This window comes from Spirosoma taeanense (assembly GCF_013127955.1).
In the GTDB taxonomy this organism is placed as follows: Bacteria; Bacteroidota; Bacteroidia; order Cytophagales; family Spirosomataceae; genus Spirosoma; species Spirosoma taeanense.
In genome coordinates this window covers 1,399,770-1,424,723 of the sequence record NZ_CP053435.1, presented here as the reverse complement: position 1 = coordinate 1,424,723, position 24,954 = coordinate 1,399,770, and the positions used below count along the sequence as shown (strand labels likewise).

Annotated in this window: 22 protein-coding genes; 14 read left to right on the top strand and 8 right to left on the bottom strand. The window is 52.4% G+C overall.

Annotated elements, in window-relative coordinates; all coding sequences use genetic code 11:
• On the bottom strand, positions 1–3,825 hold the full coding sequence (locus tag HNV11_RS06065) for a sensor histidine kinase (RefSeq protein WP_171738819.1): 3,825 nt from the start codon (positions 3,823–3,825) through the stop codon (positions 1–3).
• 89 nt (positions 3,826–3,914) lie between these two features.
• Positions 3,915–4,211 carry a HesB/IscA family protein gene (locus HNV11_RS06060; protein WP_171738818.1) on the bottom strand — a complete coding sequence of 99 codons (297 nt, stop codon included), beginning with the start codon at positions 4,209–4,211 and terminating at the stop codon, positions 3,915–3,917.
• Between the two features lie 102 nt (positions 4,212–4,313).
• On the opposite strand from HNV11_RS06060, the gene HNV11_RS06055 reads away from it, so the two are divergent.
• Positions 4,314–4,838: a DUF7935 family protein gene (locus HNV11_RS06055; protein WP_171738817.1), complete on the top strand. Its 525-nt coding sequence runs from the start codon at positions 4,314–4,316 to the stop codon at positions 4,836–4,838.
• A gap of 14 nt (positions 4,839–4,852) precedes the next feature.
• On the opposite strand, the gene HNV11_RS06050 is transcribed toward HNV11_RS06055, so the two are convergent.
• From HNV11_RS06050 to HNV11_RS06040, 3 genes are read right to left on the bottom strand one after another with little or no spacing between them, the layout of a single operon-like run.
• The gene (locus HNV11_RS06050; protein ID WP_171738816.1) at positions 4,853–5,698 is read right to left on the bottom strand and encodes a hydroxymethylglutaryl-CoA lyase; all 846 of its coding nucleotides are present in this window, start codon (positions 5,696–5,698) and stop codon (positions 4,853–4,855) included.
• Positions 5,695–6,048 carry a transmembrane 220 family protein gene (locus HNV11_RS06045; RefSeq protein WP_171738815.1) on the bottom strand — a complete coding sequence of 118 codons (354 nt, stop codon included), beginning with the start codon at positions 6,046–6,048 and terminating at the stop codon, positions 5,695–5,697. Before HNV11_RS06045 ends, HNV11_RS06050 begins: the two co-directional genes overlap by 4 nt.
• Before the next feature lie 55 nt (positions 6,049–6,103).
• The gene (locus HNV11_RS06040) at positions 6,104–6,823 is read right to left on the bottom strand and encodes a tetratricopeptide repeat protein (protein ID WP_171738814.1); all 720 of its coding nucleotides are present in this window, start codon (positions 6,821–6,823) and stop codon (positions 6,104–6,106) included.
• A 263-nt stretch (positions 6,824–7,086) separates the two neighbouring features.
• On the opposite strand from HNV11_RS06040, the gene HNV11_RS06035 reads away from it, so the two are divergent.
• The 3 genes from HNV11_RS06035 (at position 7,087) to HNV11_RS06025 (ending at position 9,760) form a co-directional block, all read left to right on the top strand.
• Positions 7,087–8,262: a galactokinase gene (locus HNV11_RS06035; protein WP_171738813.1), complete on the top strand. Its 1,176-nt coding sequence runs from the start codon at positions 7,087–7,089 to the stop codon at positions 8,260–8,262.
• Positions 8,263–8,320: 58 nt separating this feature from the next.
• Positions 8,321–8,989 (top strand): fructose-6-phosphate aldolase, encoded by a 669-nt coding sequence (fsa, locus tag HNV11_RS06030; protein ID WP_171738812.1) that lies wholly within the window; start codon positions 8,321–8,323, stop codon positions 8,987–8,989.
• Positions 8,990–9,079: 90 nt separating this feature from the next.
• Complete coding sequence (locus HNV11_RS06025) at positions 9,080–9,760, top strand: cell division ATP-binding protein FtsE (RefSeq protein ID WP_171738811.1); 681 nt, start codon at positions 9,080–9,082, stop codon at positions 9,758–9,760.
• Positions 9,761–9,844: 84 nt separating this feature from the next.
• On the opposite strand, the gene porX is transcribed toward HNV11_RS06025, so the two are convergent.
• Positions 9,845–11,410 carry a T9SS response regulator signal transducer PorX gene (gene porX, locus HNV11_RS06020; RefSeq protein WP_171738810.1) on the bottom strand — a complete coding sequence of 522 codons (1,566 nt, stop codon included), beginning with the start codon at positions 11,408–11,410 and terminating at the stop codon, positions 9,845–9,847.
• A 259-nt stretch (positions 11,411–11,669) separates the two neighbouring features.
• Here porX and HNV11_RS06015 point away from each other — a divergent pair, with 259 nt between their 5' ends.
• The 4 genes from HNV11_RS06015 (at position 11,670) to HNV11_RS06000 (ending at position 14,993) form a co-directional block, all read left to right on the top strand.
• Complete coding sequence (locus HNV11_RS06015) at positions 11,670–12,842, top strand: LysM peptidoglycan-binding domain-containing protein (protein ID WP_171738809.1); 1,173 nt, start codon at positions 11,670–11,672, stop codon at positions 12,840–12,842.
• 30 nt (positions 12,843–12,872) lie between these two features.
• Positions 12,873–13,091, top strand: coding sequence for a hypothetical protein (locus HNV11_RS06010; RefSeq protein ID WP_171738808.1), 219 nt, complete (start codon positions 12,873–12,875; stop codon positions 13,089–13,091).
• Entirely contained in the window at positions 13,088–13,873 is a 786-nt protein-coding gene (locus tag HNV11_RS06005) for a TIGR02757 family protein (RefSeq protein WP_394353874.1), read from the top strand. Before HNV11_RS06010 ends, HNV11_RS06005 begins: the two co-directional genes overlap by 4 nt.
• 82 nt (positions 13,874–13,955) lie before the next feature.
• Entirely contained in the window at positions 13,956–14,993 is a 1,038-nt protein-coding gene (locus HNV11_RS06000) for an aldose 1-epimerase (protein WP_171738807.1), read from the top strand.
• 51 nt (positions 14,994–15,044) lie between these two features.
• On the opposite strand, the gene amaB is transcribed toward HNV11_RS06000, so the two are convergent.
• Complete coding sequence (amaB, locus tag HNV11_RS05995; protein ID WP_171738806.1) at positions 15,045–16,568, bottom strand: L-piperidine-6-carboxylate dehydrogenase; 1,524 nt, start codon at positions 16,566–16,568, stop codon at positions 15,045–15,047.
• 136 nt (positions 16,569–16,704) lie between these two features.
• Here amaB and HNV11_RS05990 point away from each other — a divergent pair, with 136 nt between their 5' ends.
• From HNV11_RS05990 to HNV11_RS05965, 6 genes are all read left to right on the top strand, one after another.
• Positions 16,705–17,691: a fasciclin domain-containing protein gene (locus HNV11_RS05990; protein WP_171738805.1), complete on the top strand. Its 987-nt coding sequence runs from the start codon at positions 16,705–16,707 to the stop codon at positions 17,689–17,691.
• Between the two features lie 200 nt (positions 17,692–17,891).
• A complete protein-coding gene (locus HNV11_RS05985) occupies positions 17,892–18,452 on the top strand; it encodes an RNA polymerase sigma factor (RefSeq protein ID WP_171738804.1) in 561 nt (186 codons plus the stop codon).
• Between the two features lie 29 nt (positions 18,453–18,481).
• Entirely contained in the window at positions 18,482–19,261 is a 780-nt protein-coding gene (locus tag HNV11_RS05980; protein ID WP_317168075.1) for an anti-sigma factor, read from the top strand.
• Between the two features lie 134 nt (positions 19,262–19,395).
• Positions 19,396–19,923 (top strand): peptide-methionine (R)-S-oxide reductase MsrB, encoded by a 528-nt coding sequence (msrB, locus tag HNV11_RS05975; protein ID WP_171738802.1) that lies wholly within the window; start codon positions 19,396–19,398, stop codon positions 19,921–19,923.
• Between the two features lie 270 nt (positions 19,924–20,193).
• Positions 20,194–22,779, top strand: coding sequence for a penicillin-binding protein 1A (locus HNV11_RS05970; RefSeq protein WP_171742076.1), 2,586 nt, complete (start codon positions 20,194–20,196; stop codon positions 22,777–22,779).
• A gap of 226 nt (positions 22,780–23,005) precedes the next feature.
• Positions 23,006–23,551, top strand: a complete 546-nt coding sequence (locus tag HNV11_RS05965) for a DUF2911 domain-containing protein (RefSeq protein ID WP_171738801.1) — start codon at positions 23,006–23,008, stop codon at positions 23,549–23,551.
• Between the two features lie 173 nt (positions 23,552–23,724).
• On the opposite strand, the gene HNV11_RS05960 is transcribed toward HNV11_RS05965, so the two are convergent.
• Positions 23,725–24,879 (bottom strand): cellulase family glycosylhydrolase, encoded by a 1,155-nt coding sequence (locus HNV11_RS05960; protein ID WP_171738800.1) that lies wholly within the window; start codon positions 24,877–24,879, stop codon positions 23,725–23,727.
• Positions 24,880–24,954: the final 75 nt, after the last annotated feature.

Sequence of the window (24,954 nt, the reverse complement as noted above, 5' to 3'; positions counted from 1 at the left end):
TTATCTGACGCTATCTGCGGCTTTTTCAATCGGCACACCGGCCAGCGGCAACGAAACAAAGAACGACGTTCCAACATGTTCCGTAGTTTCAAACCAGATGCTCCCGCCGGCATGTTCGATCCCCCGCTTGGCAATAGCCAGCCCCAGCCCCGACCCTCCGCGCTTAGTGCTGAAATTAGGCAGAAACACTTTGGTACGAATAGCCTCCGGAATACCCGTTCCATTATCGTGTACTTCAATCTGCACTTCGTCTTCTTTGGTATACAGGCGTAAATTCAATACCGGTTTTCGGTCGGACGGTACCGACTGAACGGCATTGATGATCAGGTTAGTCAGGATACGGCCGATCAGTTGCCGGTCACCAATGGCCATAATTGGGCCGGTCGCGATCTGCCGGCGCAGGCTGATACGATCGTCGTCGGCATACAGGTCGGCGGCTTTATTAATGACGCTGGTCACCTCAAACACCTCATTTTTAGGCAGCGGCATCTTGGCAAAATCGGAGAACGAGGTTGCAATGTCGCTGAGGTTGTCAATCTGATCGAGCAGCGAGTCGAACGTTCGCTGAATGACCCGGTGGGTGGCCGACTCTCCCGGCGCCGATGCGCCGACCGCTCCTCTGCTGCCCGGAAAAGTCCGCTGCAGATGCTGCAGGGTTAGCTTCATGGGCGTCAAGGGGTTCTTTATCTCATGAGCCACCTGCTTCGCCATTTCGCGCCAGGCAGATTGTTTTTCATTCTGCGCCAGCGCCTGCTTGCTCTCCTCCAGCTTGACCAGCATCCGGTTGTACTCCCGGATAAGCATCCCGATCTCATCATCAGACCGCCAGGGCAGCGGTTCGTTGGGCTGATCGAGGTTCGTTTTTCGGATTTTCTGGGTTAGCAGCTTCAGCGGCTTGGTCAGGATGTTCGACGCGAAATACGACAGAATCAGAAAGAACAGGAACAGCCCCGTAAAGATGCTCAGAGCTGACGCAATCACTTCGATAATCTGCCGGTCGAGTTCGGGCCGAGCGTAAAAGTAAGGAACGCTCAGAATCCCAAGCAGGCGGCCATCGTACGATTTAATGCTGGCGTAGGCCGTACGGTAGCGTTTGCTGCCCAGCGATTCATTCAGCAGAACCTGGTTTTCCTTGTCTTCAATCAGGTGCAGATAGGCCTCCGGGTTAATGTATTTGGACAGATACCCGCTTTCATACATCAGCGGGCGCGTGGAGCTGTACAACCGCCCCTGCGTATCGAACAGATTGATGTCTATATTGGCATCGCGGGCAATTTTGCTCAACTCCTCCTCCATCGACGCTTTACTACGCTTTTTCGCCTGCAGGTGTTCATCCAGATACGTTAGGAAATTAGCGGCTATGTTACGGGTATTGCTGATATAGGTGTTCTCCTGATTGGTAATGTAATTGGAGCTGATAACGCTCAGAATAATAATAATGACCAGCAGCAGCGGCAGGAAGAAGGCGACATTCAGCAGAATCTGAATCCGGGTTGAGTAGTTGATGCTGAACTCCGAGAAACCATAGTTTATCGCGTAGGCCACAATAACCAGAAGCACCGTCAGCACCAGCAGAAGGAACAGAAACGAGAAGTTGGAAAAGATATTCTGGAACGGATACTCCGCCGACGACACGACCACCACCCGGCCATTTTTGCCGCTCTGACCAACGTGCTGGTAGCCATTGGCAATCAACCCCGTTGAATACAGCGTTGAATCGGCCAGCAGCGTAGTCGGCATTTTGCGTTCGTAGTTGTAACTGCCCGCGCTGTAGAGTAGCTGATGACTGACAGTATCGGCCAGTCGGACACGTCCAAAAATGGCGTAGCTATATTCCTGAACGTCGGTATTCTGCATGAATTTTGTATCCACCAGCAGTTCCGGATATACGCTTTTGGGCCGCTCGCTGCGCAGCCGGAAGTCAAGCACCACGTAACCCAGCGTATCGGCAGCCGTAGCAGGAACACCCATTGACCGAATTGGAATAAAGCTGACGTACTGCTTGATAAACTGGTTTCCTACCTCGTTTACAAAATACAGACCGGGATAATTTGTCTGATAAGCCGGTCGCCGATAGCGGTTATTGAACCGATCCAGCGTACTGGCATTGGCCATAATATCGAGCGGCTGACCATTAGACCGGAACGACACTACGTCAATGTCATACTTGTCGAAATACTTGTCCAGGTGAACAGTTTTCACCCGCTGCTGAATACGTTCGCGCACCAGCAGCGTATCGGTGCGTAACGCCCGGACGATATCGGCATCGCTGGCGATTGACTCCCGCGCTTTGCTCATCAGAAACTCGCCGAATTCGTCATTCTCGGCCAGCAGTTGAGCGCCAAACTCGCGTTCATGAATCAGCTGCTTTCTGATTTCCTGATTATAGACCACATAAGCAGAAGTAACGGCGCAGATGAAAGCCGCCAGAAACAGATAGATCGACGTTTTGTACCGGAATGTATAGAGTGACCGCGGGAACTGGCCTAAGTAGATCAACAGAATATACAGCGCATTGAGAAACAGCACCGGTTCCAGCGGCCAGCCGATCAGCAAAAACCAGCCTACCGTCAGTCCTGAGCCAATGATCATCCAGCCTACTCCGGTGCTAAGGGTGCGGTTGAACCGTAAGAAAAGACTTGCCAGCAGGTGAGTCAGTAAAAAATAAACGGATGAAATGACGATGAACACCAGCAGACAAACGATTTTCAGCAACGAGAACCGGATGTTGAGGGTAATATCGAGCGTGAACTGCGACTTATCGTAGATGTTGTTCAGCTCGGTATAGCAGAAGAAAAACACAACATAACTCATCAGCACGCACCCCAGCGACAGCAGCGTTTTGGCCCAGGCCGGCCAGTGCAGCAGGCGGTTGTACGTTTGCGACCGGTAGTAATGATTTACCCAGTAAAACGCCAGCCCCAGAACAACCAGCGCATTGAGCAGCAGATCGCCCAGAGACGGCACCAGCACCGACGACGCATAGAACTTAGGATTGAACAGATCTGATTCAATGAACAGAAACGGCACGCCGAAATAAAGCATCAGAGCCCGGAGAAGAACCAAATAAGCCGCCAGCCAGACAAAACCCAGTTCATACTTTCGCCGACGCTTCAGATGAATCATCATCTGGAATACGTACAGGCCCAGAAACACAACCCCCAGCGAAGCGAGGATGACCGTATTGACGGGGGTAGAGTGATTCCGGTAAGCATCTACTTTCGGCGGAATGACGGAGAACAGAAAAGCCGACGAATTGTCATAGATCGCCTGGTGAACGTTCGTTCGGGCGTTGGTAACAGCTTCCGGATCGAGCGTAAACAGCGCTGGGTTATAGCCCGACTGGAGATACGTATTGTTGTTCTGGTAATGTCGGTAAAGGTTTACCAGTGAAAAAATTTCCAGCGTATCGCTCTTTGTCAGAATCTGCTGGCGACTAACGATATACCGCCCCTGCTCGAAGTCAACCAGTTGAGGAGAGGTTACCGAAGCAATGCGGGCGTAGTCGGGAATGAATCGGTAATCAGACCAGTACAGTAACTGTGCGCCACCCGGCCGATACCGAAATACGAAATAAGGATACTGGGTCGGATAGCTCAGGTCGGCAAATGTTGGGCTGGCCACCTGTTTCACCTGGCCTACAACGTTCTGCAAGTCAGCAGCGCTAATGCGCATCTCCTCCTTTACACGCTGCTGTACTGAACTTACATACTGTTCGTCTGTTGCACTAGGGGCATTCTGCTCCAGAAACCAGTAGCAAAGGCCCGACAGCCCAACGGCCAGAATGGCTAACAGCAAAAAAATATGTCGCTCAATTCGCTTCACAGTCCCGGTGGAGGGTTTTGGCCAATGTATGACCTAAAATCATGCCAATTGTCAGCCAACAGCCCGTCATAGCTCTTTCTGATTAGTCATTATTCACCCGCTGCCGGCTTATCAACGGTAAAGCCACCCGGCTCGTAGCCAATCTCAGCGCCCAGCACGTAGAGTAAATGTTTACGGTCAATAATGACGCGAACGTCCTCAACGTTATAGACTTCGTCGGCGGGACCGGGCAGGTCGAACCCCAGCAGCCACGACGACCCACAACCACCGCCCCGTATGCCCACACGAAGACCATATTCGTCGGGAATCTTATTCGCCCGAAACGTGTCCATGATTTGCTGCCGGGCTTCGGGTCGGACGCGTACGGGATTATCGAGTGCCAACATAGTTTGTTATTCGTTGTTTTCAGGAAGCCTGTTCATGACGGATCAGCGCCAAACCTCTTTGTCAAAGTTACCCATTTTTACCCAAACATCATTTTCCCTTACATGGAGCTGCTGAGTGATTTCCTGAAGTTGATTGTACCGGCCGGGCTGGTGCTTTATGGTATGTACCTGACCGTTAAACTGTTACTGGAGCGGGAAGCCGACCGCCATCAATACGAAGTAAAAACCCGTTATACCGAAACCGTTGTGCCGGTGCGCCTGCAGGCCTATGAGCGCATGGTTCTGTTTCTGGAGCGCATCAGTCCTAACAATCTCCTGCTTCGGCTAGGTGGCAGCGCTACTACGGTGCTGGAATTTCAGCAGCGACTCCTGCAGGAAATCCGGGACGAGTACAACCACAACCTTTCGCAGCAGGTTTATATGAGTCAGGCCGCCTGGGATCAGATTCAGGCCGCCATGAACGACGTAATGACGCTTATCAATCAGGCCTCCGGCGATACGCGGCCCGATGCGCCTGCGCTCGAACTCTCCAAACGCGTTTTTGAGCGGATCATTCAAAAAGACCGCCAGCCAACAGCCAACGCCCTTAAAGCGGTGAAGGATGAAATTCAAGCGATGTTCATGTAGCTTCCCGCAACCAGTTACAGAAACACGCCCGCCGACAGCGCCATTGCTTTTTGAAACGCGTCCTGATTCAGGTTAATGGCCATGTTCTCGTCAGCTAATGTCTGGATGATCGCTTCCGTAGGGAGGTTGCCCGTTAGCGCGTCGGCCGCCATGGGGCAGCCACCAAAGCCACGTATTGCGCCGTCGAGACGCCGAACACCGGCTTGCAGAGCCGCTCGTACTTTATCGGGTGCTTCGCCGGGCCGAGCGTGGAGATGCGCTCCGAACTCAACCTGCGGAAACGTCTGGATCAGATGCCGAAACAGGCTTTCAATCGCTTCGGGCGTCGATGAACCTACCGTATCCGAAGGAGCAATGATTCGTACACCCAGCGTTGTTAACCGCTCGGCAAACTGCTCTACAAGTTCAGGACTGTATGCATCACTATACGGATTTCCGAAGCCCATTGACAGATAGACAACCAGTTCCTTACCGGTTTCGGCGCATAGATTCTGCATCTCCCTTACTTCGGCAAAGGCTTGCGCGATAGATTTGTTGGTGTTGCGCTGCTGAAATGTTTCGGACACCGACAACGGGAAGCCAACATACTGAATAGACGGATAACCAACGGCCTGCTCAGCACCACGTGTATTGGCCACAATTGCCAGCAGCTTCGTTTTCGTGTTAGTCAGGTTCAGCCCCGCCAGCACCTCAGCCGTATCGCGCATTTGTGGTATGGCTTTGGGTGAAACGAAGCTGCCAAAATCAAGTGTATCGAAACCAACCTGCAACAGGGCGTTCAGATAGCAGATTTTCTGTTCGGTTGGCACGAAATGCGCCAGCCCCTGCATGGCATCGCGCGGACATTCAGTGAGTTTCATCGGCGAACCGCTGGCTGGCGGGTTAAAATGGCCAGCAGCGCCATCACAGCCGCGCAGATTGCCAGCCCACCGGCTTCACGGGCCATCTCAATGTTCAGGCTGCGCATACCTACCTCACTGAACAGGAAGCCTTCAAACACAGGAGGCCACTGATACACAGCCGCGATAACATACAGACCGGCCATCAACACAAAGAACCACCAACGGCCTACGCCTGCATAGGCCATAAAACACGCAACGGCCGCAAAGCCATAAATCGGAACCCAGATCTCCGGGTCGGGATCATTGTACTGGAAGGCCGCAAACAAAACAAAGAGCAGGCCAAAGACGATGCAAAGGGTTTTACGCATAGGATAAAAACGGCCTTACTGATTCAGACAGCATCGCCGATTGCTAAAGTTAACGTTATTGGCAATATCCAGCTATGGCATTACCGGCATCGGCATAGCCCAGATTCTGCGCCTGTTTAAGGCTCAGACAGCCGTTATCGCGTTCATTCTGCAGAATTTGGGCGATGCCCAGGCCGTAAAACGCTTTACCGAATTTTGGATCGGCCACTACAGCCGCCTGAAAATCAGCCGTTGCCCCCGTAAGGTCTTTCTGCTGAAACCGCAGATTACCCCGGTTGTAAAGCGCCAATGCATTCGTTGAATCTAACGAGATAGCCTGCGAAAAATCATTCAGGGCGGGTTGAATCTGTCCCTGCGACGCAAACAGTTGCCCCCGATTGAGAAAAATTTCGGAGGTCAGGCTCCGGCTGGTGTCGGGTGCGAGCCGAATCGCGTCCGAATAATCTTTTAAGGCGCCCGGTAAATCATTCTGCGCGACTTTGAGAAGCGCCCGGTTATAATAGGGCCGGTAGAAATCAGGCTGTAATTTGATTGCCTGGTCGTAATCCAGAGCCGCATTGGCATATTCTTTCAGCTCAAAATAAGCCACACCCCGCGAGTTAAACGCTTCGGCATTGTTATGATCAGCTTCAACGGCCTGATTGAGCGACTGCACGGCCTCCCGAAACTTGCCTTCTTTTAACTGGACCCGCCCCTGTTCAATGAATTTATCAGACGAGTTGCACGCGTTGAAAATGAATACTGTACACAAGAAAATAGACCACGAACGCTTCATAACATATTGTTTTCCGGACAAAGGTACGGGCGAAATTTGGTCGTTTGACTAACAATTACGTAACTTTGCATCGGCAAATCGGTGCTACCAGCTCCTGCTGAATCCCCCAGGTCTTGACCGAAGCAAGGGTAGGTGGTCGTAGCGGTGAGACATTGGTTTGCCATTTTTTTTTGCCGTTTCCAGTCTGTTTAGCCGAAACGGCTGCTTCGTTTAGCGGTTTTGCGTTTTAGCTGGATTAGGCCGCTAAACTCCCTGACCCCAACATGGACCTGCTTAATCAACTCACCGCGTCCTACCAGAACGCGTTTTCTGCTGAACCGCACGGGCAAACCCAAGATCTCCCGCTGTTGATTTGCTCACCGGGCCGCGTCAATCTGATTGGTGAACATACCGACTATAACGAAGGGTTCGTTCTGCCGGCGGCTATCGACAAGGCTATCTACCTCGCAATTGGACCGCGTTCAGATAATAAACTGCACTTTATTGCCCACGATTTAAACGAAACGTTTCAGGGTTCGCTCGATGACCTGACCCCAACGCAGACCTGGGCCGATTATCTGCTGGGCGTAGTAGCCCAGTTGCGGTTAACAGGGCATGCGCTCAAGGGGTTTAACTGCGTGTTCAGCGGCACCATCCCGATAGGTGCCGGACTATCATCGTCGGCCGCGCTCGAAAACGGGGTTGGTTTTGGCTTGAACGAACTGTTTGGGCTGGGTCTCGAACGACTCGATCTGGTTAAGCTTTCGCAGCGGGCCGAAAACGAATTTGTTGGCGCCAAAGTCGGCATCATGGATATGTTCGCCAGCATGATGGGGAAAGCCAATCACGTTATTAAGCTGGACTGCCGCTCGCTGGACTTTACATATGCTCCCCTGCAGATGGAAGGTATTCGGATCGTGCTCTGCGATTCGCGCGTCAAGCATTCCCTCGTCGCGTCGGAATACAATACCCGCCGAGCCGAGTGCGAGGCCGGGGTTCGGTTTCTTCAGACGTTCTATCCGGACATCAAAAGCCTACGCGATGTAACGATGGACATGCTCGATCAGCACCTGAAAAGTGCCGACGCCCATATTTACCGCCGGTGCGCTTATGTCGTTCAGGAAAATCAGCGTCTGCTCGACGGCGTCGCGGCCCTCGAAGCAGGTGACCTAGCTACGTTCGGTCAGTTGATGTACGGCTCTCATGAGGGGTTGAGTCACTGGTATGAGGTGAGCTGCCCTGAACTGGACATTCTGGTTGAAATTGCGCGGCATCACCCGGGGGTATTAGGCGCCCGAATGATGGGCGGAGGCTTTGGCGGCTGCACCATAAATTTAGTGCGCGAAGAAACCCTTGACGACTTTACACAGCTGATTACCAAACAATATAAAGCCCAAACGGGGAAAGATACGTACCTTCACGCCTGTAAAATCCAGGACGGTACACACCTGATTAATTGATCACCTAAATTTCACTTTTTGCCCGGCTCCGGTGGGGCAGGAGAATTTTCTTAGAACTATGAAGTTTTTCATTGACACGGCCAATCTGGCCGACATTCGCGAAGCCCAGGAGATGGGTATCCTCGACGGCGTTACCACCAATCCTTCGCTGATGGCCAAAGAAGGCATCACCGGCAAAGACAACGTAATGCGTCACTACAAGCAGATTTGCGAGATTGTAGAAGGCGACGTAAGCGCGGAGGTCATCTCGATCAAATACGAGGAGATGATCAAAGAAGGCGAAGAACTGGCCGAACTCGATGAGAATATCGTCGTTAAGATTCCGATGACGGCCGAGGGCGTCAAGGCGATCAAATACTTCTCGGAAAAAGGTATCCGCACTAACTGTACGCTGATTTTCTCGGCGGGTCAGGCGCTGGTAGCGGCTAAGGCCGGTGCTTCGTATGTGTCGCCGTTCGTAGGTCGTCTGGACGACATCTCGACCGACGGCATGGCCCTGATCGAGCAGATCGTAACCATTTTCACCAATTACGGCTATACGACCGAGGTTCTGGCAGCTTCTGTACGTCACCCAATGCACATTATCCAATGCGCTGAAATTGGAGCTGACGTAATGACGGCTCCGCTGAGCGCCATTAAAGCGCTGCTCAACCATCCGCTTACCGACAGCGGTCTGGCTAAATTCCTGGCCGACCACGAGAAGGCTAACCTGCCGGTAAAACAATAAGTAGGCAGCCGGCCGTTACAGTAGCAGTATGGCAATCCATTTGCGCAGGGCTACTGTAACGACCGGCTGTTTAGCTGCCAATTTTTGATTATGTTCTCCACCGAACCCGTTCTGAGTCTCGAACATGCGGATATTTACCAGGGCAGCAAGCTGGTTCTGGGCGATGTTTCCTTCGCAATTAACAAAGGTGATTTCGCTTACCTGATTGGCCGAACGGGCAGCGGCAAGACGTCCCTGCTGAAGACGCTCTACGCCGATCTGTGGCTTCAGAATGGCAAAGGGTTTGTAGCGGGTTATCAGCTCGATGCCCTTAAGCCCCGCGATGTTCCTTTTCTACGCCGGAAAATCGGGATCGTCTTTCAGGACTTTCAGTTGTTTTCGGATCGTTCCGTTGAAGAAAATCTCAAGTTTGTTCTGAAGGCCACCGGCTGGAAGAACAAGGCCGATATGAATAACCGCATCGCCGATGTGCTGATGCAGGTAGGTCTGGGAACGGCGCAGAAAAAAATGCCGCATCAGCTTTCGGGCGGTGAGCAGCAGCGCGTGGTGGTGGCCCGAGCCATGCTCAATGAACCTCAGATTCTGATTGCCGATGAGCCGACGGGAAACCTCGATCCGGCCGTATCGGATCAGATTATGAAGCTTTTTCAGTCCATCAACAATGCCGGCACGGCTATTTTGATGGCCACCCACAATTACGAATTACTGAACAAGTATCCCGCCCGCGTTCTACGCTGTCAGGATGGCCAGGTAGTTGAACTGGGCGGATGATATTTAGATTTTAGAACCAGTACAACAAAAAATCCCGACCTGCATAGGTCGGGATTTTTTGTTGCAAGCTACCACGACGTTTGACTACTTCGCTTTCATGTAGGCAAACGGAATAACCATTTCTTCCAGCGACACCCCCCCGTGCTGGAAGGTATTGCGGTAGTGGTTTACGTAATAATTGTAGTTGTTCGGGTACGCAAAGAAGTAATCTTCCAGCGTAAAGACATAAGCCGTTGACACGTGCGGCTTCGGCAGGAACAGACGTTCCGGCTTCCGGCCCACAAACAGGTGATTGTCGTCGAAACCAAGGTTTTTACCCTGCTTGTAGCGCAGATTGGTGTTGGTTTCGCGGTAGCCGACGATTTTGGCCGGTTTCTGCACCCGAATCATGCCATGGTCGGTCGTAACGACGAGTCGACCGCCTTTGGCCGCAATCTTCTGAATCAGTTCGAGCAGGGGCGAATGCAGAAACCACGACCGCGTGATGGACCGATACGCCGACTCATCGGGCGCCAGTTCTTTAATCATCGCCATATCGGTGCGGGCGTGCGACAGCATATCCACGAAGTTGTACACAACCACGTTCAACTGGTTCTGCAGCAAATTATTGAAGCTGTCGACCAGCGATTTCCCCTGGTTTACGTTCAGAATCTTGTGGTACGACATCTTTACGTTCAGCCGGCTCTGTTCGAGCTGCCGACGCAGGAATTCGTCTTCGTGGTTATTGAGTCCTTCGTCCTCGCTGTCGTCGTTAACCCACAGGTCGGGATGTTTACGCTCCATTTCGCTGGGCATCATCCCCGAAAAGATGGCGTTACGGGCAAAGCCGGTCGTTGTGGGCAGAATCGAATAATAGGACGATTCTTCTTCGACCGTAAAGTAGTCGGCCAGCAATGGCTCAATCACCTTCCACTGGTCGTAGCGCAGGTTGTCGATCAGGATAAAGAAAAGCGGAGACGAGTTGCTGCCCTGATCCAATAATGGAAACACTTTCTTGCGCATCAGCTGATGCGACATAATCGGGCTATCCATTTTCGGGTCGTTGAGCCAGTCCTCATAGTTCTCCATCACGAACTTACAGAAAGTGGCGTTGGCTTCGCTTTTCTGCATATTCATCACTTCCGACATGCTCTTGTCCTGCGACCCGTCCAGCTCCAGCTCCCAGTAAATCAGCTTTTTATAGACGTCAGCCCATTCTTCAAAATCCATGCGGTCGTTGTACTGCATGGAAATATTCCGAAAATCCTGCTGATAGCCGATGTTGGTGCGCTCGGTCACCAGCCGTTTATTGTCAAGAATTTTCTTGACCGATAGCAGAATCTGGTTTGGATTAAGCGGCTTGATCAGATAATCGGCAATTTTAGAGCCAATGGCCTCTTCCATAATGTGCTCTTCTTCGCTCTTGGTAATCATCACCACGGGCAGATTGGGCCGCATCTGCTTGATCTGTGACAGGGTTTCCAGACCCGTCATGCCAGGCATCATCTCATCTAAAAATACGACGTCGTAGTTGGTTTGCTCTACCTGTTCGAGCGCGTCGGCTCCGCTGTTAACGGGGGTTACGTCATAGCCTTTGTTTTTCAGGAACAGGATATGGGGCTTGAGCAGATCAATCTCGTCGTCGGCCCAAAGTATCGAATATGTCTGCATGTAGTCTGGTTTTCGGTTTCTATTTTGATTAATGAGCAACCGGTAATTGGCTGTCTTTGTAAACTTCAAACGACTGCTTGTGTTCGGGCGGTTCATTTTTAAGCTTTTTTAACAGCTGCGATACGGTAATTTTTCAGGCCGAAGTTAGATGGAAACCAGGATAAAAGCCGTTTTCAGTTGACGTAGGCCGGATTTTTACATTACATTTACATCAGACTCTTTTTCCCGAGTTCACTACCGCCTTCGGTTATCAGAACCCATGAAAACGTACATCCCTCTCTTTGTCCTGCCGCTGCTGATGGGCAGCATTGCCCACGCCCATACCGTGGCCGATTCGGTTGGTGTTGAGAAGAAAGACGGTAAACGATTCATTCTTCATCGGGTCGATCAGGGGCAGACGCTTTATTCCATTGCCCGTCGCTACCGCAGCTCGGTGGATGCCATCCGAAGTGCCAATCCTGACCTGGACGATGCCGTCCGTTACGATCATGTCGTGCGGATTCCCATTCCGGATGGTGCCCTTAGCCGGAAAGAAGCCAAAGCGATTGACAAGGCGATCCGAAAGGAAGAAAAAGCCCTGAAGCGCGACGTAAAAGAAGCAGATAATGCAAACCCGGTGGTTTCGTCAAAAGCCGCCGATAAAAAAGCTGATGCCGAAACTCGAAAAAATGATGATCCTGCCAAGGCCGGTATTCATATTGTCGAGCCGGGGCAGACTCTGTACAGCCTGGCCGTTCGGTATGGCGTGTCGCAGGCCGACCTGCGCCGGTGGAACAGCCTTGGCAACGACAATGTACTGATTGGTCAGGCGTTGATTGTCAGTGAAAAAGCCTATGTCGTACGTGTTCCCGCTACGTCGTCGCCATCTGTGACAGCGAAAGCGTCAGCGCCCGAACGACCCGCTGAAACCCGGTCAGCAGAGTCACGTACGGAAACTCCCCCGCGAACGGCCGAAGCGCGCTCAAAACCAGAGCCAGCCCGACCCGAACGGACCATTGAATCGCGTCCGGCTGAAACGCGTCCGGTTGCGACCTCTAAGCGCCCCGACGAATCCAGTACGGCCAAAACTGAGAGCCGCCCGACTGCCGCGCCAAAAGCGGAAGAGGTTGAAGTCGAGATGCCCCGTCCGGGTAACGATGCCCCCATGCCAACACGCGGCCGACGGATTGCTACGAGTGGCGTGGCCGAGATGATCGAAGGGGCCGATGAATCGGGTAAATACCTCGCCCTCCACCGCACGGCCCCCATCGGCACGCTGGTCCAGGTTCGGAATGAGTTCAACAACCAGAGTCTGTGGGTTAAAGTGATTGGCCGGCTGCCAGACACGGGCGTGAACGATAAAATCCTGATTAAGCTATCAACCCAGGCGTTCGCGAAACTTTCTCCGGAGGATCGACGTTTTCGGGCTGAAGTAAGCTACATTGTTAAATAATTAGCAGCCAGCGGATTCATCACCTGCGTTATGGAAAAAGAGACTAAAGAAGAACGGATTGCCCGGCGTAATCGGGAGCGGGAAAAACAGATGAAAGCCTCCCCGGGCTACGTCACGTTCAGCGTGATGTTTACACTGGCTTACCCGTTTATTGCGGTATTTACATTTGTCATGTCGAGCCTGCTGGCCCTGTTTTCGGGCGTGTCGCGGGCAATGGCCTGGGTTGTCAGCGGAGGGAAATCGCATTGACGCACGACGAACTTGCTGATATACTCAATACGAAGGCCGATCAATACAATCGGCCTTCATTTATTGAACGTGATCCCATTAGTATTCCCCATCGGTTTACCCAGAAACAGGACATTGAGATTATGGGGTTCTGGGCTGCCGTTCTGGCCTGGGGGCAGCGACCAGTTATTCTCAGGAAGGCTAGTGAACTGGTTGAGTTAATGGACGGTGCACCGTATGATTTTATACGTAACCATCAGGAAACGGACCTGAAGCGGTTTCTGGCGTTCAAACACCGCACCTTCAACGCGACCGACGCGCTTTACTTCCTGCATTTCTTTCACCGGTATTATCAGCAGAATGACTCGCTGGAGGATGCTTTTTTGCCGGAGACTACTCCTCACCCATCGGCTGAGCAGGCCCTGATTGTCTTCCACGACCGGTTTTGCTGCGACCCGTATTTCCCCGACCGCACCCGCAAGCATATCGCCACCCCTGCCCGCAACTCATCCTGCAAGCGGCTGCTGATGTTTTTACGCTGGATGGTCCGGCGCGACGACCGGGGGGTTGACTTTGGGCTATGGACACGGCTGCAACCAGCACAACTGGTCATGCCCATTGATGTTCACGTCAACCGCGTTGCCCGCAAGCTGGGTTTACTCACTCGTCAGGTGGGTAAATCTGCACAGCCCGACTGGAAAGCCGCGCTTGAACTAACTGGCGTTCTCCGCCAATTTGACCCGGCCGATCCCGTCCGGTATGACTTTGCGCTGTTCGGTCTGGGCGTAGAAGGCGAAATGTGAGTGGCGTTTTTGATAGAATGGCCCAAACAAAACGCGAACCAGTGCATTTATTAGGCGTACGTTCTTTATCAACGACACGCCGATGCCATTTACCATTACTACCGAGCCGTTTGGCCCGTTGCCGCTAGCTACGGAGCGCGAACCACTAACCGAGTATATACTTGAGTACCCCGGAACAGGCGAGTTCCTGACCGTAATTCCCGAGTACGGGGGTATTATCCGCCGATTGGTGCTACGCAAAGGCAAAAATCTGTATGCGCTGATCCATGCGCCTGAATCGCCCCAGGCGCTGGTAGCCGACGAATCATACGCCAGTGCGCTGCTGTTTCCATTCGCGAGCCGGATTCGTCACGGCATTTTTACCTTCGAGGGCGAAGCCTACGCCCTTAAGATGAACGAAGTGAGCCGTGATAATGCGCTGCATGGCTTCGTGCACGGCAAGCCGTTTACGGTTGTGAATCAGGAAACTACTCCTAATCACGCCAGTTTAACCATCCGGTATGATTACACCGGCGATACAGTAGGCTATCCGTTTCCCTTTACATTTACGGTAACCTATGAATTAACCCGCGCCGACTGGCTGGAACTCGGTAGCGCCCCCAATGCCGACCGGCTGTGCGCCCTGCGGATTATTTACTCAGTCCTGAATATCGGCACGACCCGCTGTCCCGTTTCTTTTGGCTGGCATCCGTACTTTTCGCTGAACGACGAACCCGTAGACGACCTGATGCTGACGCTGCCGCAGCGAACAACCATCATTCTAGACGGCGACATGATTCCGAACGGTCGCCAGCCGACCGAACCCGCCGAAACCATCAGTCTGCGTGATCGCCAGATTGACACTCCGTTCCAGATTGAACCCACGGGCGAAACTTCAACCGGTATTCGTTTTGCCGAAACTGTTCTGTCATCCGCCAAAGCGGGCGTCCGCCTGATCGTGGGCCAGCAAACCGGTGTGGGTAAACTCAATTATCTGGTTTGCTATACGCCACCCCGGCGCGACAGAATCGCGATTGAACCCCAGACGGCCAACGTCAATGCGCTCAATAATGGCGAGGGCCTGGTTGTGCTGAACCCCGGTGAAACGTTTAGTGGATCGATGTGGGTCCGACTTGACTAGGCTTTAATCAGACACGAAGCCTGCCAGGCAGGCTTCGTGTCCTGGTTTTATTTACAACTCGAATGAGATTCCCTGCGCCAGCGGCATTGTGGTGCCGTAATTGATCGTGTTGGTTTGTCGGCGCATATACGCTTTCCAGGCATCTGAACCGGACTCACGGCCTCCGCCGGTTTCTTTTTCGCCCCCGAAGGCACCCCCAATCTCGGCCCCCGACGTACCAATATTGACGTTGGCAATGCCGCAGTCGGAGCCGGTCACCGCCAGAAAATACTCGGCTTCGCGCAGATTTAACGTAAAGATTGCCGAGGATAAGCCCTGCGGGACGCCATTCTGCTGCGCAATAGCATCGTCTAACGAGCTGTATGGGAGCATATACAGGATCGGCACGAACGTTTCGCGCTGCACAATTGGCCAGTGGTTCTCGGCTTCGGCAATACAGGGCCGAACGTAACAGCCCGACTCAAATCCTAATCCTTCGACCAAACCCGGCTCAACCACAAACCGCCCTCCCATAGTTCGGATTTCCTGCACAGCGGTCTGGTAGTCCTTCACCGCCTGCCGGTCAATCAGCGGTCCGACGTGGAAGGACTCGTCCAGTGGATTACCAATTCGTAACTGCGTGTACGCGTTTTTCAGCCGGTTTTTCACATCCTCGTAAATACTTTCCTGCACAATGATCCGGCGGGTTGTCGTGCAGCGCTGTCCTGCCGTACCAACGGCACCGAACACAATCGCCGGGATAGCCAGGTCCAGGTCGGCATATTCAGAAACAATGATTGCATTGTTCCCGCCCAGTTCCAGCAGACTCCGCCCCAGACGGCCCGCCACGGCTTCGGCCACGGCCTTACCCATTCGGGTGCTGCCCGTTGCCGACACCAGCGCAACGCGCGGATCACGGGCCAGCCACTCGCCTGCATCGCGGCCACCCGTAATGAGGCAGGAGACGCCTTCGGGTACGTCGTTGTTACGCAGCACTTCGCCAATAATCTGCTGACAGGCCAGGGCCGTCAGGGGGGTTTTCTCGGATGGTTTCCAGACACACACATCCCCGCACACCCAGGCGATCATGGCATTCCACGACCAGACGGCTACCGGAAAGTTGAACGCCGAAATAATCCCGACAACTCCGAGCGGATGCCACTGCTCCAGCATCCGGTGGGCGGGTCGTTCAGACTGCATGGCAAGGCCATACAACTGCCGCGACTGACCCACCGCAAAATCGCAGATGTCGATGATTTCCTGAACCTCGCCCAGACCTTCCTGGAGCGTTTTGCCCATCTCATAACTGACGAGCGTGCCGAGTTCGCGCTTGTACCGACGAAACTGGTCGCCCATTTGTCGAACAATTTCGCCCCGGCGCGGAGCCGGCACGAGCCGCCATTCGCGAAAAGCGGCCTGCGCCGTTTCGATGACGCGGTCGTAGTCGGCGCGGGTGGATGGGTGTACCCGCGCAATGAGCTGCCCGTCGGCAGGCGAATAGGAATCCAAGATTTTCTCCGTAGACTGCCAGTACTGCTGACCAGTACTGGTTCCGGGTTTTACAGGCTGAGTAGGATGGGGAAGAATAGACTGCATAAACAACGGAAGGGTTTGTTGAATGATTGGCAAATCTACCGGCTATGGGTAAACAACAGGCATTATAGCGTAAACTTTTCGCCCTGAATTCGGTTGAGAATAGGATTCATTACTGATTCAAACCCAGCACAACGTTATGAAAATCAAGCAAACTACCGGCCTTTTCGCTTTAGTTGCTGCGCTACTCAGCCCTTCTGTTGAAGCCCAGACTACGCCTGCCGGCACCGCTACGCCAACAACGTATCCTCAGGGTGCCGTTGTTTCAGATTCAATGCCCGCATCGCGCTCGTCCCGCCAGCGAGGACGTACAACTAACCGTCAGCGCAACCGTGATAACCGCAGTATGCAGAATCAGAATTCCACGACAAATACCCGGCAGGAAGGCGAATACCGCCAGAGTTCATCGAGCAACGGCACGAGCATCAACAACAGCAATTCGACGAATTATAACAGCAATAACGTAACCACGGCTCCCACGGGTGTCGGCAGCAACCCGAACGCTACGCCCCCCAACGACCAGAGCAGCGAGCCAAAAGACAATGCCAGCCGCCAGCAGAACAGCGGAGCGACAAAGACTGGTACGGCCGAAGCCATTACCGGTGCACCCCGCGCGAATGCCACACCCGCCGTCGAGGTGGGTAGTACCGCCCGCAACACCAGCGTCGGTGACTTTGTTTCGTCTTCTCCCAACTTCATTACGTTGCAGAACGCCCTCCAGTCGGCTGACCTGTTCGACATGCTGAAAGGCTCCGGGCCTTATACCTTGTTTGCGCCATCGAACAGCGCCTTCAAGAAATTACCGGCTAATGTGCAGAATGGTTTACTGGAAGGACGTAACCGGGACGCCCTCAAACAACTGTTATCCTACCACGTGGTGCAGGGAGCAATGAGTATGGATGAGCTTACCCAACGCATCAAAACAGGGGGAGGTAGCGCTCAGCTACAAACCACCGCCGGCGGAACGCTCACGGCGAAGCTTGGCTCGAACGGCCGCGTCACGCTGACCGATGAACAGGGTCATACGGCTTCCGTTGATGCCAATGCCACTCCTCAGTCGAATGGTGTTTTTTACGGTATTGATGCGGTCTTGATGTCCAAAGCGGGCATGACCGCTTTCCGTTAATTCAATCAGTTAGTCAACAGCTATTCGGCAGAGCAGTCAGGTTGCAGTTGTTTGCGGCCTGATTACTCTGCCGAATATGTATTGTCTGGCAACCAAGCCACAAAACGTTTCATCCAACTTATTTCCCCAAAGCCTAAGCAACCAGCCAACCGTTCGTTATTTCAATTTTCTCTTATATTTGGCCACTTAATTACATACGTGTGAAACGTCAGTCATCTTTAGTATCGGAGAGCATTCTGATCGAAAAGCTTACCCAGCGCGATGAGCAGGCTTTCCATTGGCTGTACGATCAATATTCGCCTGCCCTCTACGGCGTAGTGCTGCGTATCGTGCGCGATGAAGAGCACGCCCAGGATCTGGTGCAGGATATCTTCGTTAAAATCTGGAAGAATTTAGATAGCTATGATGCCAGCAAAGGCCGGCTGTTTACGTGGATGTTAAACGTTGCCCGCAACACCGCCATTGATGCGCTACGGGCCCAAAAGACACAGCCTTCTTCATCTAACGCAATCCGAACCGACGAAGACAACGTACATATTGTCGACCGTCAGCATCACACCGAGCAACCCAACTCCGATTACATCGGCGTCCAGGAAGTGGTGAACCAGTTGCGGCCTGAACGTAAACAGTTAATTGACCTGGTCTACTTCGGGGGATATACCCACGAAGAAGCCGCTGATAAACTGAATTTACCGCTCGGAACGGTTAAGACCCGGATTCGGGCTGCATTACAGGAACTAAAGCAGTTATTTAAATCATGAATGTTACGGAGTATATAGCTTCCGGCATCTTGGAATCCTACGTTATGGGCGCCGTCAGCGACCAGGAGCGACGGGAGGTTGATTGCTTATCAGCTATTTACCCCGAAATCCGGCAGGAGATGGACCAGCTTAGTCTGGCCATGGAGAATTATGCCCTGCTGCATAGCGTAGAACCACCAGCCGATTTGAAGCAGAAAATAATGGCCCAGGTTACGTTCGAGAAGCGTAGTGAGCCTATTATTCGGCCAATGCCGGTTGAGCGTCCTTCCGGTCCTACTTACCGGGTCACCTGGATCGTAGCGGCTTCGGTTGGGTTACTTATGCTTATCTTCTCGTTCTTTCTGCTCTCCCAGCTTCGCTCGAATCAGGAAACGTTAACGGCTCTGCGCACAAGCAATAGTTCGCTGCAGACCGAAATTCGTCAGCTGCGGGACCGACAAACCCAGAGTGACCAGACCCTGGCGCTGCTCCGACAGCCAGGTTTGCGAACATTGGAGCTACGGGGGAATGACAAAGCCCCTAAAGGCGATCTAATTGTGTTCTGGAACCCCCGGACCCGGCAGGTCGCGGTTGAGGTTCGCTCCTTACCTGCCCTGCCGCCGGACCAGCAGTATCAGCTCTGGTCACTGGTAGATGGCAAGCCAATTGACGCCGGTGTTTTTGACGCGAACAGCGCCGATAAAATTGTCCAGCAATTACGCCGGCCGATTGGCCAAGCCGATGCCTTTGCTGTAACGGTCGAAAAACGCGGAGGCAGCCCTACCCCAACGCTCTCCACGCTGCTGGCAATGACGCCGGTGAACGCCTGAACGATGCGCCTGAATTTACTGTTCTTTATAAGTAGTGTGTGAATGAACGGCACTACCCGAGGAACAACAAATTTCATTTACAAAGCTTATCTGAAAAGAAATGGCTGGTTGTTCCGTGCTTAACTCAACATTTTATGAAACATTACCTGCTTTTATTATTTCCAACCTGGTTATTATCGGGTTTTGCGTTCCTAAGTGCCTGTCAATCCACCGCATCTGATCAGACCGTTGCCCAGACTGCGCAAACTACCGACGAGAAGCCACCGGGCGGTCGGCGGGTAGTTAAAACAAATGCTGAATGGAAGAAAACTTTGACACCAGATCAGTACGCCGTTTTGCGCGAACATGGTACGGAAAGGGCTTTTACGAGTCCTTTGAATGAGGTTCATGAGCATGGCACCTTCTATTGTGCGGGCTGCCACAATCCTCTTTTTTCATCGGATACCAAGTTTGATTCCGGTACAGGCTGGCCAAGTTTTTATAAACCCATTGCCAAAAATGCCGTTCGGGAAACGACCGATAAGGCTTACGGTATGGTCCGCACTGAAGTTTTATGCAATGTTTGTGGCGGTCACCTGGGACACGTTTTTGACGACGGCCCCAAGCCGACAGGCCTTCGCTACTGTATGAACGGTGTAGCCATGACTTTTGAGAAGAAATAAGAATTCGTAAAAACCGCCAGCGCGTAGTATTTAAAACCAGCAACTCATTCACTCACAGGCCAGATTTTGGCTGTTCTCTTATTTGTATTACCTATCCGGGCTACTTTTGCGGCCCGGTTTTGGTGTATTAGATCGGGCGAAAATGCGTTATATTTGACGCCCGGCATACTGATGCTTGATTAGAATAGGATGGTCGGCCAACCTGAGCCTAACAAGCTCTACCAGGGCGACGCCTACATCAGAAACCAGAAACTTACCGACAGTAAACGCATGAATGAATATAGGGGGCGATTCCGCGCCGTCCGGCACGCTTTTGGAGCGTTTCGGCGACGAGTTCGACAACGCCGGGCGCAGCTTGGCAACGTAAAACGCGGGGTTGGCCGACAAATCTACCGGCAGACAGTTCGAGTAGCTGGTGAAGAACGAGTCAGTTCCTGGACGGCTGCCTACCGCGCATTCCGCGACCGGCTTCGCTCAACAGTCCATCAGTATATTGATCCTGATTCCTGGTATTATCCGTATTTGAAAGGCGGCCTCAAAGCTGCGCTTTACGGTGCTCTCGCACTGGGCATTTACGTATTCATCCTGAACTACAATTTCCTGTACCTCACGGGTGCCATGCCCAGCGTGGAGGAGCTGCGAAATCCTAAGCTGAATCAGGCCTCCGAGATTTATTCCCAGGACGGGGTAATGATCGGAAAGTTTTACGCCGAAAACCGGACGCCCATCAAGTTTGAGAATATTCCAGAACCGCTGATCAACGCCCTGATTGCTACTGAAGACATACGCTTTTTCAATCATGGGGGTATTGACCCGCGCGCGATTGGCCGGGCGGTGGTTAACCTGGGTAGCGACGGCGGTGGTTCAACCATTACCCAACAGCTGGCCAAGAACCTGTTCAAAACCCGACGTAAACAGAACAAGGGCTTCCTGACTCGCATTCCGGGCATCCGCGCAATTATTTATAAATCCAAAGAATGGCTGATGGCGCTGAAGCTGGAGCGCAACTTTACAAAACAGGAAATTCTGACGTATTACTTTAATACGGTTGATTTCGGCAGCAACTCATTCGGTCTTAAAACGGCGGCCCGCACGTTTTTCAACAAAGATCCCGATAGCCTGAACGTGCAGGAAGGAGCCGTTCTGGTCGGTTTACAGAAAGCGACGACGGCTTACAACCCGCTTAAAAACCCCAAACGCTCACAAGAACGGCGGAATGTAGTGCTCAACCAGATGGCGAAGTACAACTTTCTGACCCAGGCCCAGGCTGACTCGATCAGTGCTCTGCCGCTGGTTACGGAGTATACGCCGGAAAATCCATACTCCGGCCCGGCCAGCTACCTCAAAAATGCTGTGCAGGATTTTGTGAAAAAATGGGGCGAAGAGAACGGCTACGACCTCTACACGGATGGTCTGCACATTGTTACGACCATTGACTCGCGGATGCAGAACTATGCCGAGGAAGCGACCGCCGAGAAAATGAAACAGTTGCAGCATACGTTCGATAACCACTGGCGGGGCCGTAACCCCTGGACCGATGAGAACGGTGACGAACTGCCGGGCTTTATTGATTCCGTAGCCCGCCGGACCGAACGCTACAAAACTCTTAGCAAACGGTTTCTGCCGCTGTACCCGGATTCGATCATGTATTACATGAAGAACAAGAAGTACAAGATGCGGGTCTTTAGCTGGGACAGCAAGCGCGGATACGATTCGACCGAAATGACACCCTATGATTCGATTGCCTACTATAAGCACTTTTTGCAGTCGGGCATGGTGGCGATGGACCCCCATACCGGCTACATCCGGGCGTGGGTTGGCGGACTGGACTACGATTATTTTAAATATGACCACGTAAAACAAGGTCGGCGGCAGCCGGGCTCCACGTTCAAACCGTTTGTGTACACCGCGGCCATTGATGACACACTGGTGAATATGAGCCCCTGCGACCGGATTCAGGACCGCCCCTTCCGCAAATCGTATCGCGAAAATGGTGAAGAAAAAGTGTGGGAGCCCCGCAACTCAACCGGCTACTATTCGTATTCCAACATGACTCTGCGCCGGGCATTGGCCCGCTCAGTGAACTCCATTACGGCCCAGCTAACCGATCGTGTAACGCCGGAGCGGGTAGCCGAATATGCACATCGAATGGGTATCAGAAGCCGCCTGGATGCCGTACCTTCTATCGGGCTTGGCTCGTCGGATGTGTCGTTATATGAGCTGGTAGGCGCTTACTGTACATTTGTCAACGAGGGTGAAGCGATCGAGCCGATTATCGTACAGCGTATCGAAGACCGGGATGGGAAAGAGATTCAGACATTTTCGCCGAAACGTAAACAGGCCATAAATCCGGAAACAGCATTTTTGATGCGTTACATGCTCCAGGGCGGTTTACAGGAGCCGGGCGGTACGTCGCAGAACCTGTGGTCATTTAGTTTATGGAAAAATGGCCACGAAATGGGCGGCAAAACCGGTACTACATCAAATAACTCCGATGGCTGGTTTGTTGGGCTGTCAAATAACCTGGTGGTTGGCGCCTGGGTTGGGGGCGACGACCGGAGTATCCACTTCCGCTCAACAGACCTTGGCGAAGGCGCAAAAACGGCTTTACCACTGGTTGGCCGGTTCCTGGAAAAGGTCTATGCCGACCCGAAGTTTAAAAACCTGCAGGGACCATTTCCAAAGCCTAAGATCTCGATTACAAAAGATTACATGAATTGTGGCTATGATTATAACGAAGAGTCGGATGAGTCAGACTCCACCGATACGTCAGATGAACTGGGAGATTCGACGTTTATACCGGTGATACCGCCCCCGGACGCACTGCCTCCGCCGGACACCACAAATACGCAGTAACGCAATGAGGGCTGATAACGATTTATCAGCCCTCATTGCGTTATAAACAGACCATTGCTTTTACAACTGCATCTAAACTTCTCCTTCTGATCAGTCAATGAATTTGACAACGTATGTAAAAACGACGTACATTTAAAACAGACTCGATTAAAATCTAAACCGAGCTATCATTGATAATAACACATAGTTTTATCTTCATTTAGTCAGATCTAAACGCATAGAACTCATGAACCATGCAGTAGCTTACCGAATAATGATCCTGCTTTTGGCCAGTTTTCTGGTTAACCTGTCAGGCTGGGCCCAGGGCGACAAAGCAAGTCGGCCCAGCCCTCCGGCAACGGCGAGTGGAAAAATTAACGGGGCCACTATCACTGTTAACTATTCAAGTCCCTCCGTAAAAGGAAGAAAAGTCTGGGACTCCAGCGGAAATCTGGCGCCTTACGGTAAAGTCTGGCGGGCCGGTGCCAATGAGGCTACTCTTTTCGAAACCGATAAAGAGATCAAGATCGAAGGGAAGTCCTTACCGGCCGGCAAGTACAGTTTGTTTGCCATTCCTGATGAGAATGAGTGGAAATTTATATTTAATTCTCAGACTGGTCAGTGGGGAATTAAACGGGGAGGTGAAGCCAATCGCGACCCGGCCAATGATGTTCTGACAGTTTCGGCCAAGCCAGTACAATCTTCCATGAACGAGCGGCTCGTTTATGAAGTTACCGACAAAGGAGTTACGCTGAAATGGGACACGGTTGAAGTGCCGATTTCCATCAAGTAAGATAGAGCAGCAACTGGCTGCTATTCCCTTTATATTTAAAGGATGGCCAATTTTCACAACTGAGTTGGTCATCCTTTTTTCATTCTCACAGAAAACTATTTGCCTGAGATAGCCGGGGGGCCTGAAACAAGCAGATGACGATTCAAATGCGAAACCATAAACCTGCTAACACCTCACTTGCCGGTTGCCTGCCGGATAGCGGCCACCTCGGCCGGGTCAACGGGGGTGCCGTCCTGTTTGAATACTTCATGAAACCAGATAGCCGGTTCACGTCCGCTAACGTAAGGTTTCTGCCAGCTGTCCCACGGCAGGAAGGTCTGGGTTTTACCCGCTACGAAACCCCAGTTAATCATCCCAACTTTCGCCTGTTTGGCAATGGGCAGGTGCGTCTGAAACTTACTGTTAACGCCCCGCGCCATATACTCCGTGCAGATCACGGGGCGCCCCATTTTCTGCAGAACCGGAATAATTTTCTCTAGTTCGGCGGGGTTCGAGTACTGGTGAAAGGTTATGATGTCTGAGTTGTCGAATTGCACTTTCTCCATAGGCGACCATTTGGCCGAATTTGCCCAGTCTTCGGGTCCTCGGTAAATCCAGACACCCGAAGTCAGCGGCTGGGATGCCCCGGCTGCCCGAACCCACTGGAATACCTGCGGCAGCAGGTTAGTGATGATGGCTATTTTACGCTCTTTGGGTAATTCGGTTTTGATAGTGTGGTTCTGGCCGTAGCTATTGTCGTTTGCGTTGTCGGGTTCATTCCAGAGATCCCAGGCCAGAATACGCCGGTCGTTTTTAAACGCGCCCACCACCCCTTTTACGTAAGCCTCCAGCCGGGGATACTGCGATACATCCGAGAGCGCGTCGGCACCGGGACTCTGCATCCAGCCCGAGTTGTGAATACCCGGAACGGGTTCGTGCTGCTTACCCAGTTTCGGATACGGGTCCCAGCAGGAATCGAACAGCACCAGCATCGGGCGAATTTTGTGTTTGGCGCAGATGCTCAGGAACTGATCCAGCCGTTTTTTGAACCCTTCGGCATCCTGCCACAGCAGATCGTGCAGGAAAACACGCATGGTATTCATACCGAGGCCTTCGGCCATGGCCAGTTCCTTGTCAATCAGGGCGGGGTCAAACGTATCGGCCTGAAACATTTCCAGCTCATTAATAGCGTTGGCTGGCGCGTAGTTGGCACCAACCAGAAACGGCTCTTTGGCATACCAGGCGTTGGCTTTTTCCGCCGACCAGCGGTTCATTGAACCCGTGGTTCTGGTTTGCCCGAAGGCGAGGATAGTGATTAAAAGAAGAGCGAAAACTAAGAATTGCTTCATACGGAATAAGGTTGCTGAAAGTCCACTCACAGACAAAAGAAAATACTCTACCGAATTAGGCCTTCCTGCGGCCTG

What these genes read in the sequence shown, in the direction of transcription:
- HNV11_RS06055 (WP_171738817.1), top strand. Translation starts at nt 4,314, where the DNA reads ATGGAGCTGCTGAGTGATTTCCTGAAGTTGATTGTACCGGCCGGGCTG.
- HNV11_RS05965 (WP_171738801.1), top strand. Translation starts at nt 23,006, where the DNA reads ATGAACCATGCAGTAGCTTACCGAATAATGATCCTGCTTTTGGCCAGT.
- HNV11_RS06035 (WP_171738813.1), top strand. Translation starts at nt 7,087, where the DNA reads ATGGACCTGCTTAATCAACTCACCGCGTCCTACCAGAACGCGTTTTCT.
- HNV11_RS05990 (WP_171738805.1), top strand. Translation starts at nt 16,705, where the DNA reads ATGAAAATCAAGCAAACTACCGGCCTTTTCGCTTTAGTTGCTGCGCTA.
- porX (WP_171738810.1), bottom strand. Translation starts at nt 11,410, where the DNA reads ATGCAGACATATTCGATACTTTGGGCCGACGACGAGATTGATCTGCTC.
- HNV11_RS06000 (WP_171738807.1), top strand. Translation starts at nt 13,956, where the DNA reads ATGCCATTTACCATTACTACCGAGCCGTTTGGCCCGTTGCCGCTAGCT.
- HNV11_RS05970 (WP_171742076.1), top strand. Translation starts at nt 20,194, where the DNA reads ATGAATGAATATAGGGGGCGATTCCGCGCCGTCCGGCACGCTTTTGGA.
- HNV11_RS06050 (WP_171738816.1), bottom strand. Translation starts at nt 5,698, where the DNA reads ATGAAACTCACTGAATGTCCGCGCGATGCCATGCAGGGGCTGGCGCAT.
- fsa (WP_171738812.1), top strand. Translation starts at nt 8,321, where the DNA reads ATGAAGTTTTTCATTGACACGGCCAATCTGGCCGACATTCGCGAAGCC.
- HNV11_RS06010 (WP_171738808.1), top strand. Translation starts at nt 12,873, where the DNA reads ATGGAAAAAGAGACTAAAGAAGAACGGATTGCCCGGCGTAATCGGGAG.
- HNV11_RS06045 (WP_171738815.1), bottom strand. Translation starts at nt 6,048, where the DNA reads ATGCGTAAAACCCTTTGCATCGTCTTTGGCCTGCTCTTTGTTTTGTTT.
- HNV11_RS06015 (WP_171738809.1), top strand. Translation starts at nt 11,670, where the DNA reads ATGAAAACGTACATCCCTCTCTTTGTCCTGCCGCTGCTGATGGGCAGC.
- HNV11_RS06025 (WP_171738811.1), top strand. Translation starts at nt 9,080, where the DNA reads ATGTTCTCCACCGAACCCGTTCTGAGTCTCGAACATGCGGATATTTAC.
- msrB (WP_171738802.1), top strand. Translation starts at nt 19,396, where the DNA reads ATGAAACATTACCTGCTTTTATTATTTCCAACCTGGTTATTATCGGGT.
- HNV11_RS05960 (WP_171738800.1), bottom strand. Translation starts at nt 24,879, where the DNA reads ATGAAGCAATTCTTAGTTTTCGCTCTTCTTTTAATCACTATCCTCGCC.
- amaB (WP_171738806.1), bottom strand. Translation starts at nt 16,568, where the DNA reads ATGCAGTCTATTCTTCCCCATCCTACTCAGCCTGTAAAACCCGGAACC.
- HNV11_RS06040 (WP_171738814.1), bottom strand. Translation starts at nt 6,823, where the DNA reads ATGAAGCGTTCGTGGTCTATTTTCTTGTGTACAGTATTCATTTTCAAC.
- HNV11_RS06060 (WP_171738818.1), bottom strand. Translation starts at nt 4,211, where the DNA reads ATGTTGGCACTCGATAATCCCGTACGCGTCCGACCCGAAGCCCGGCAG.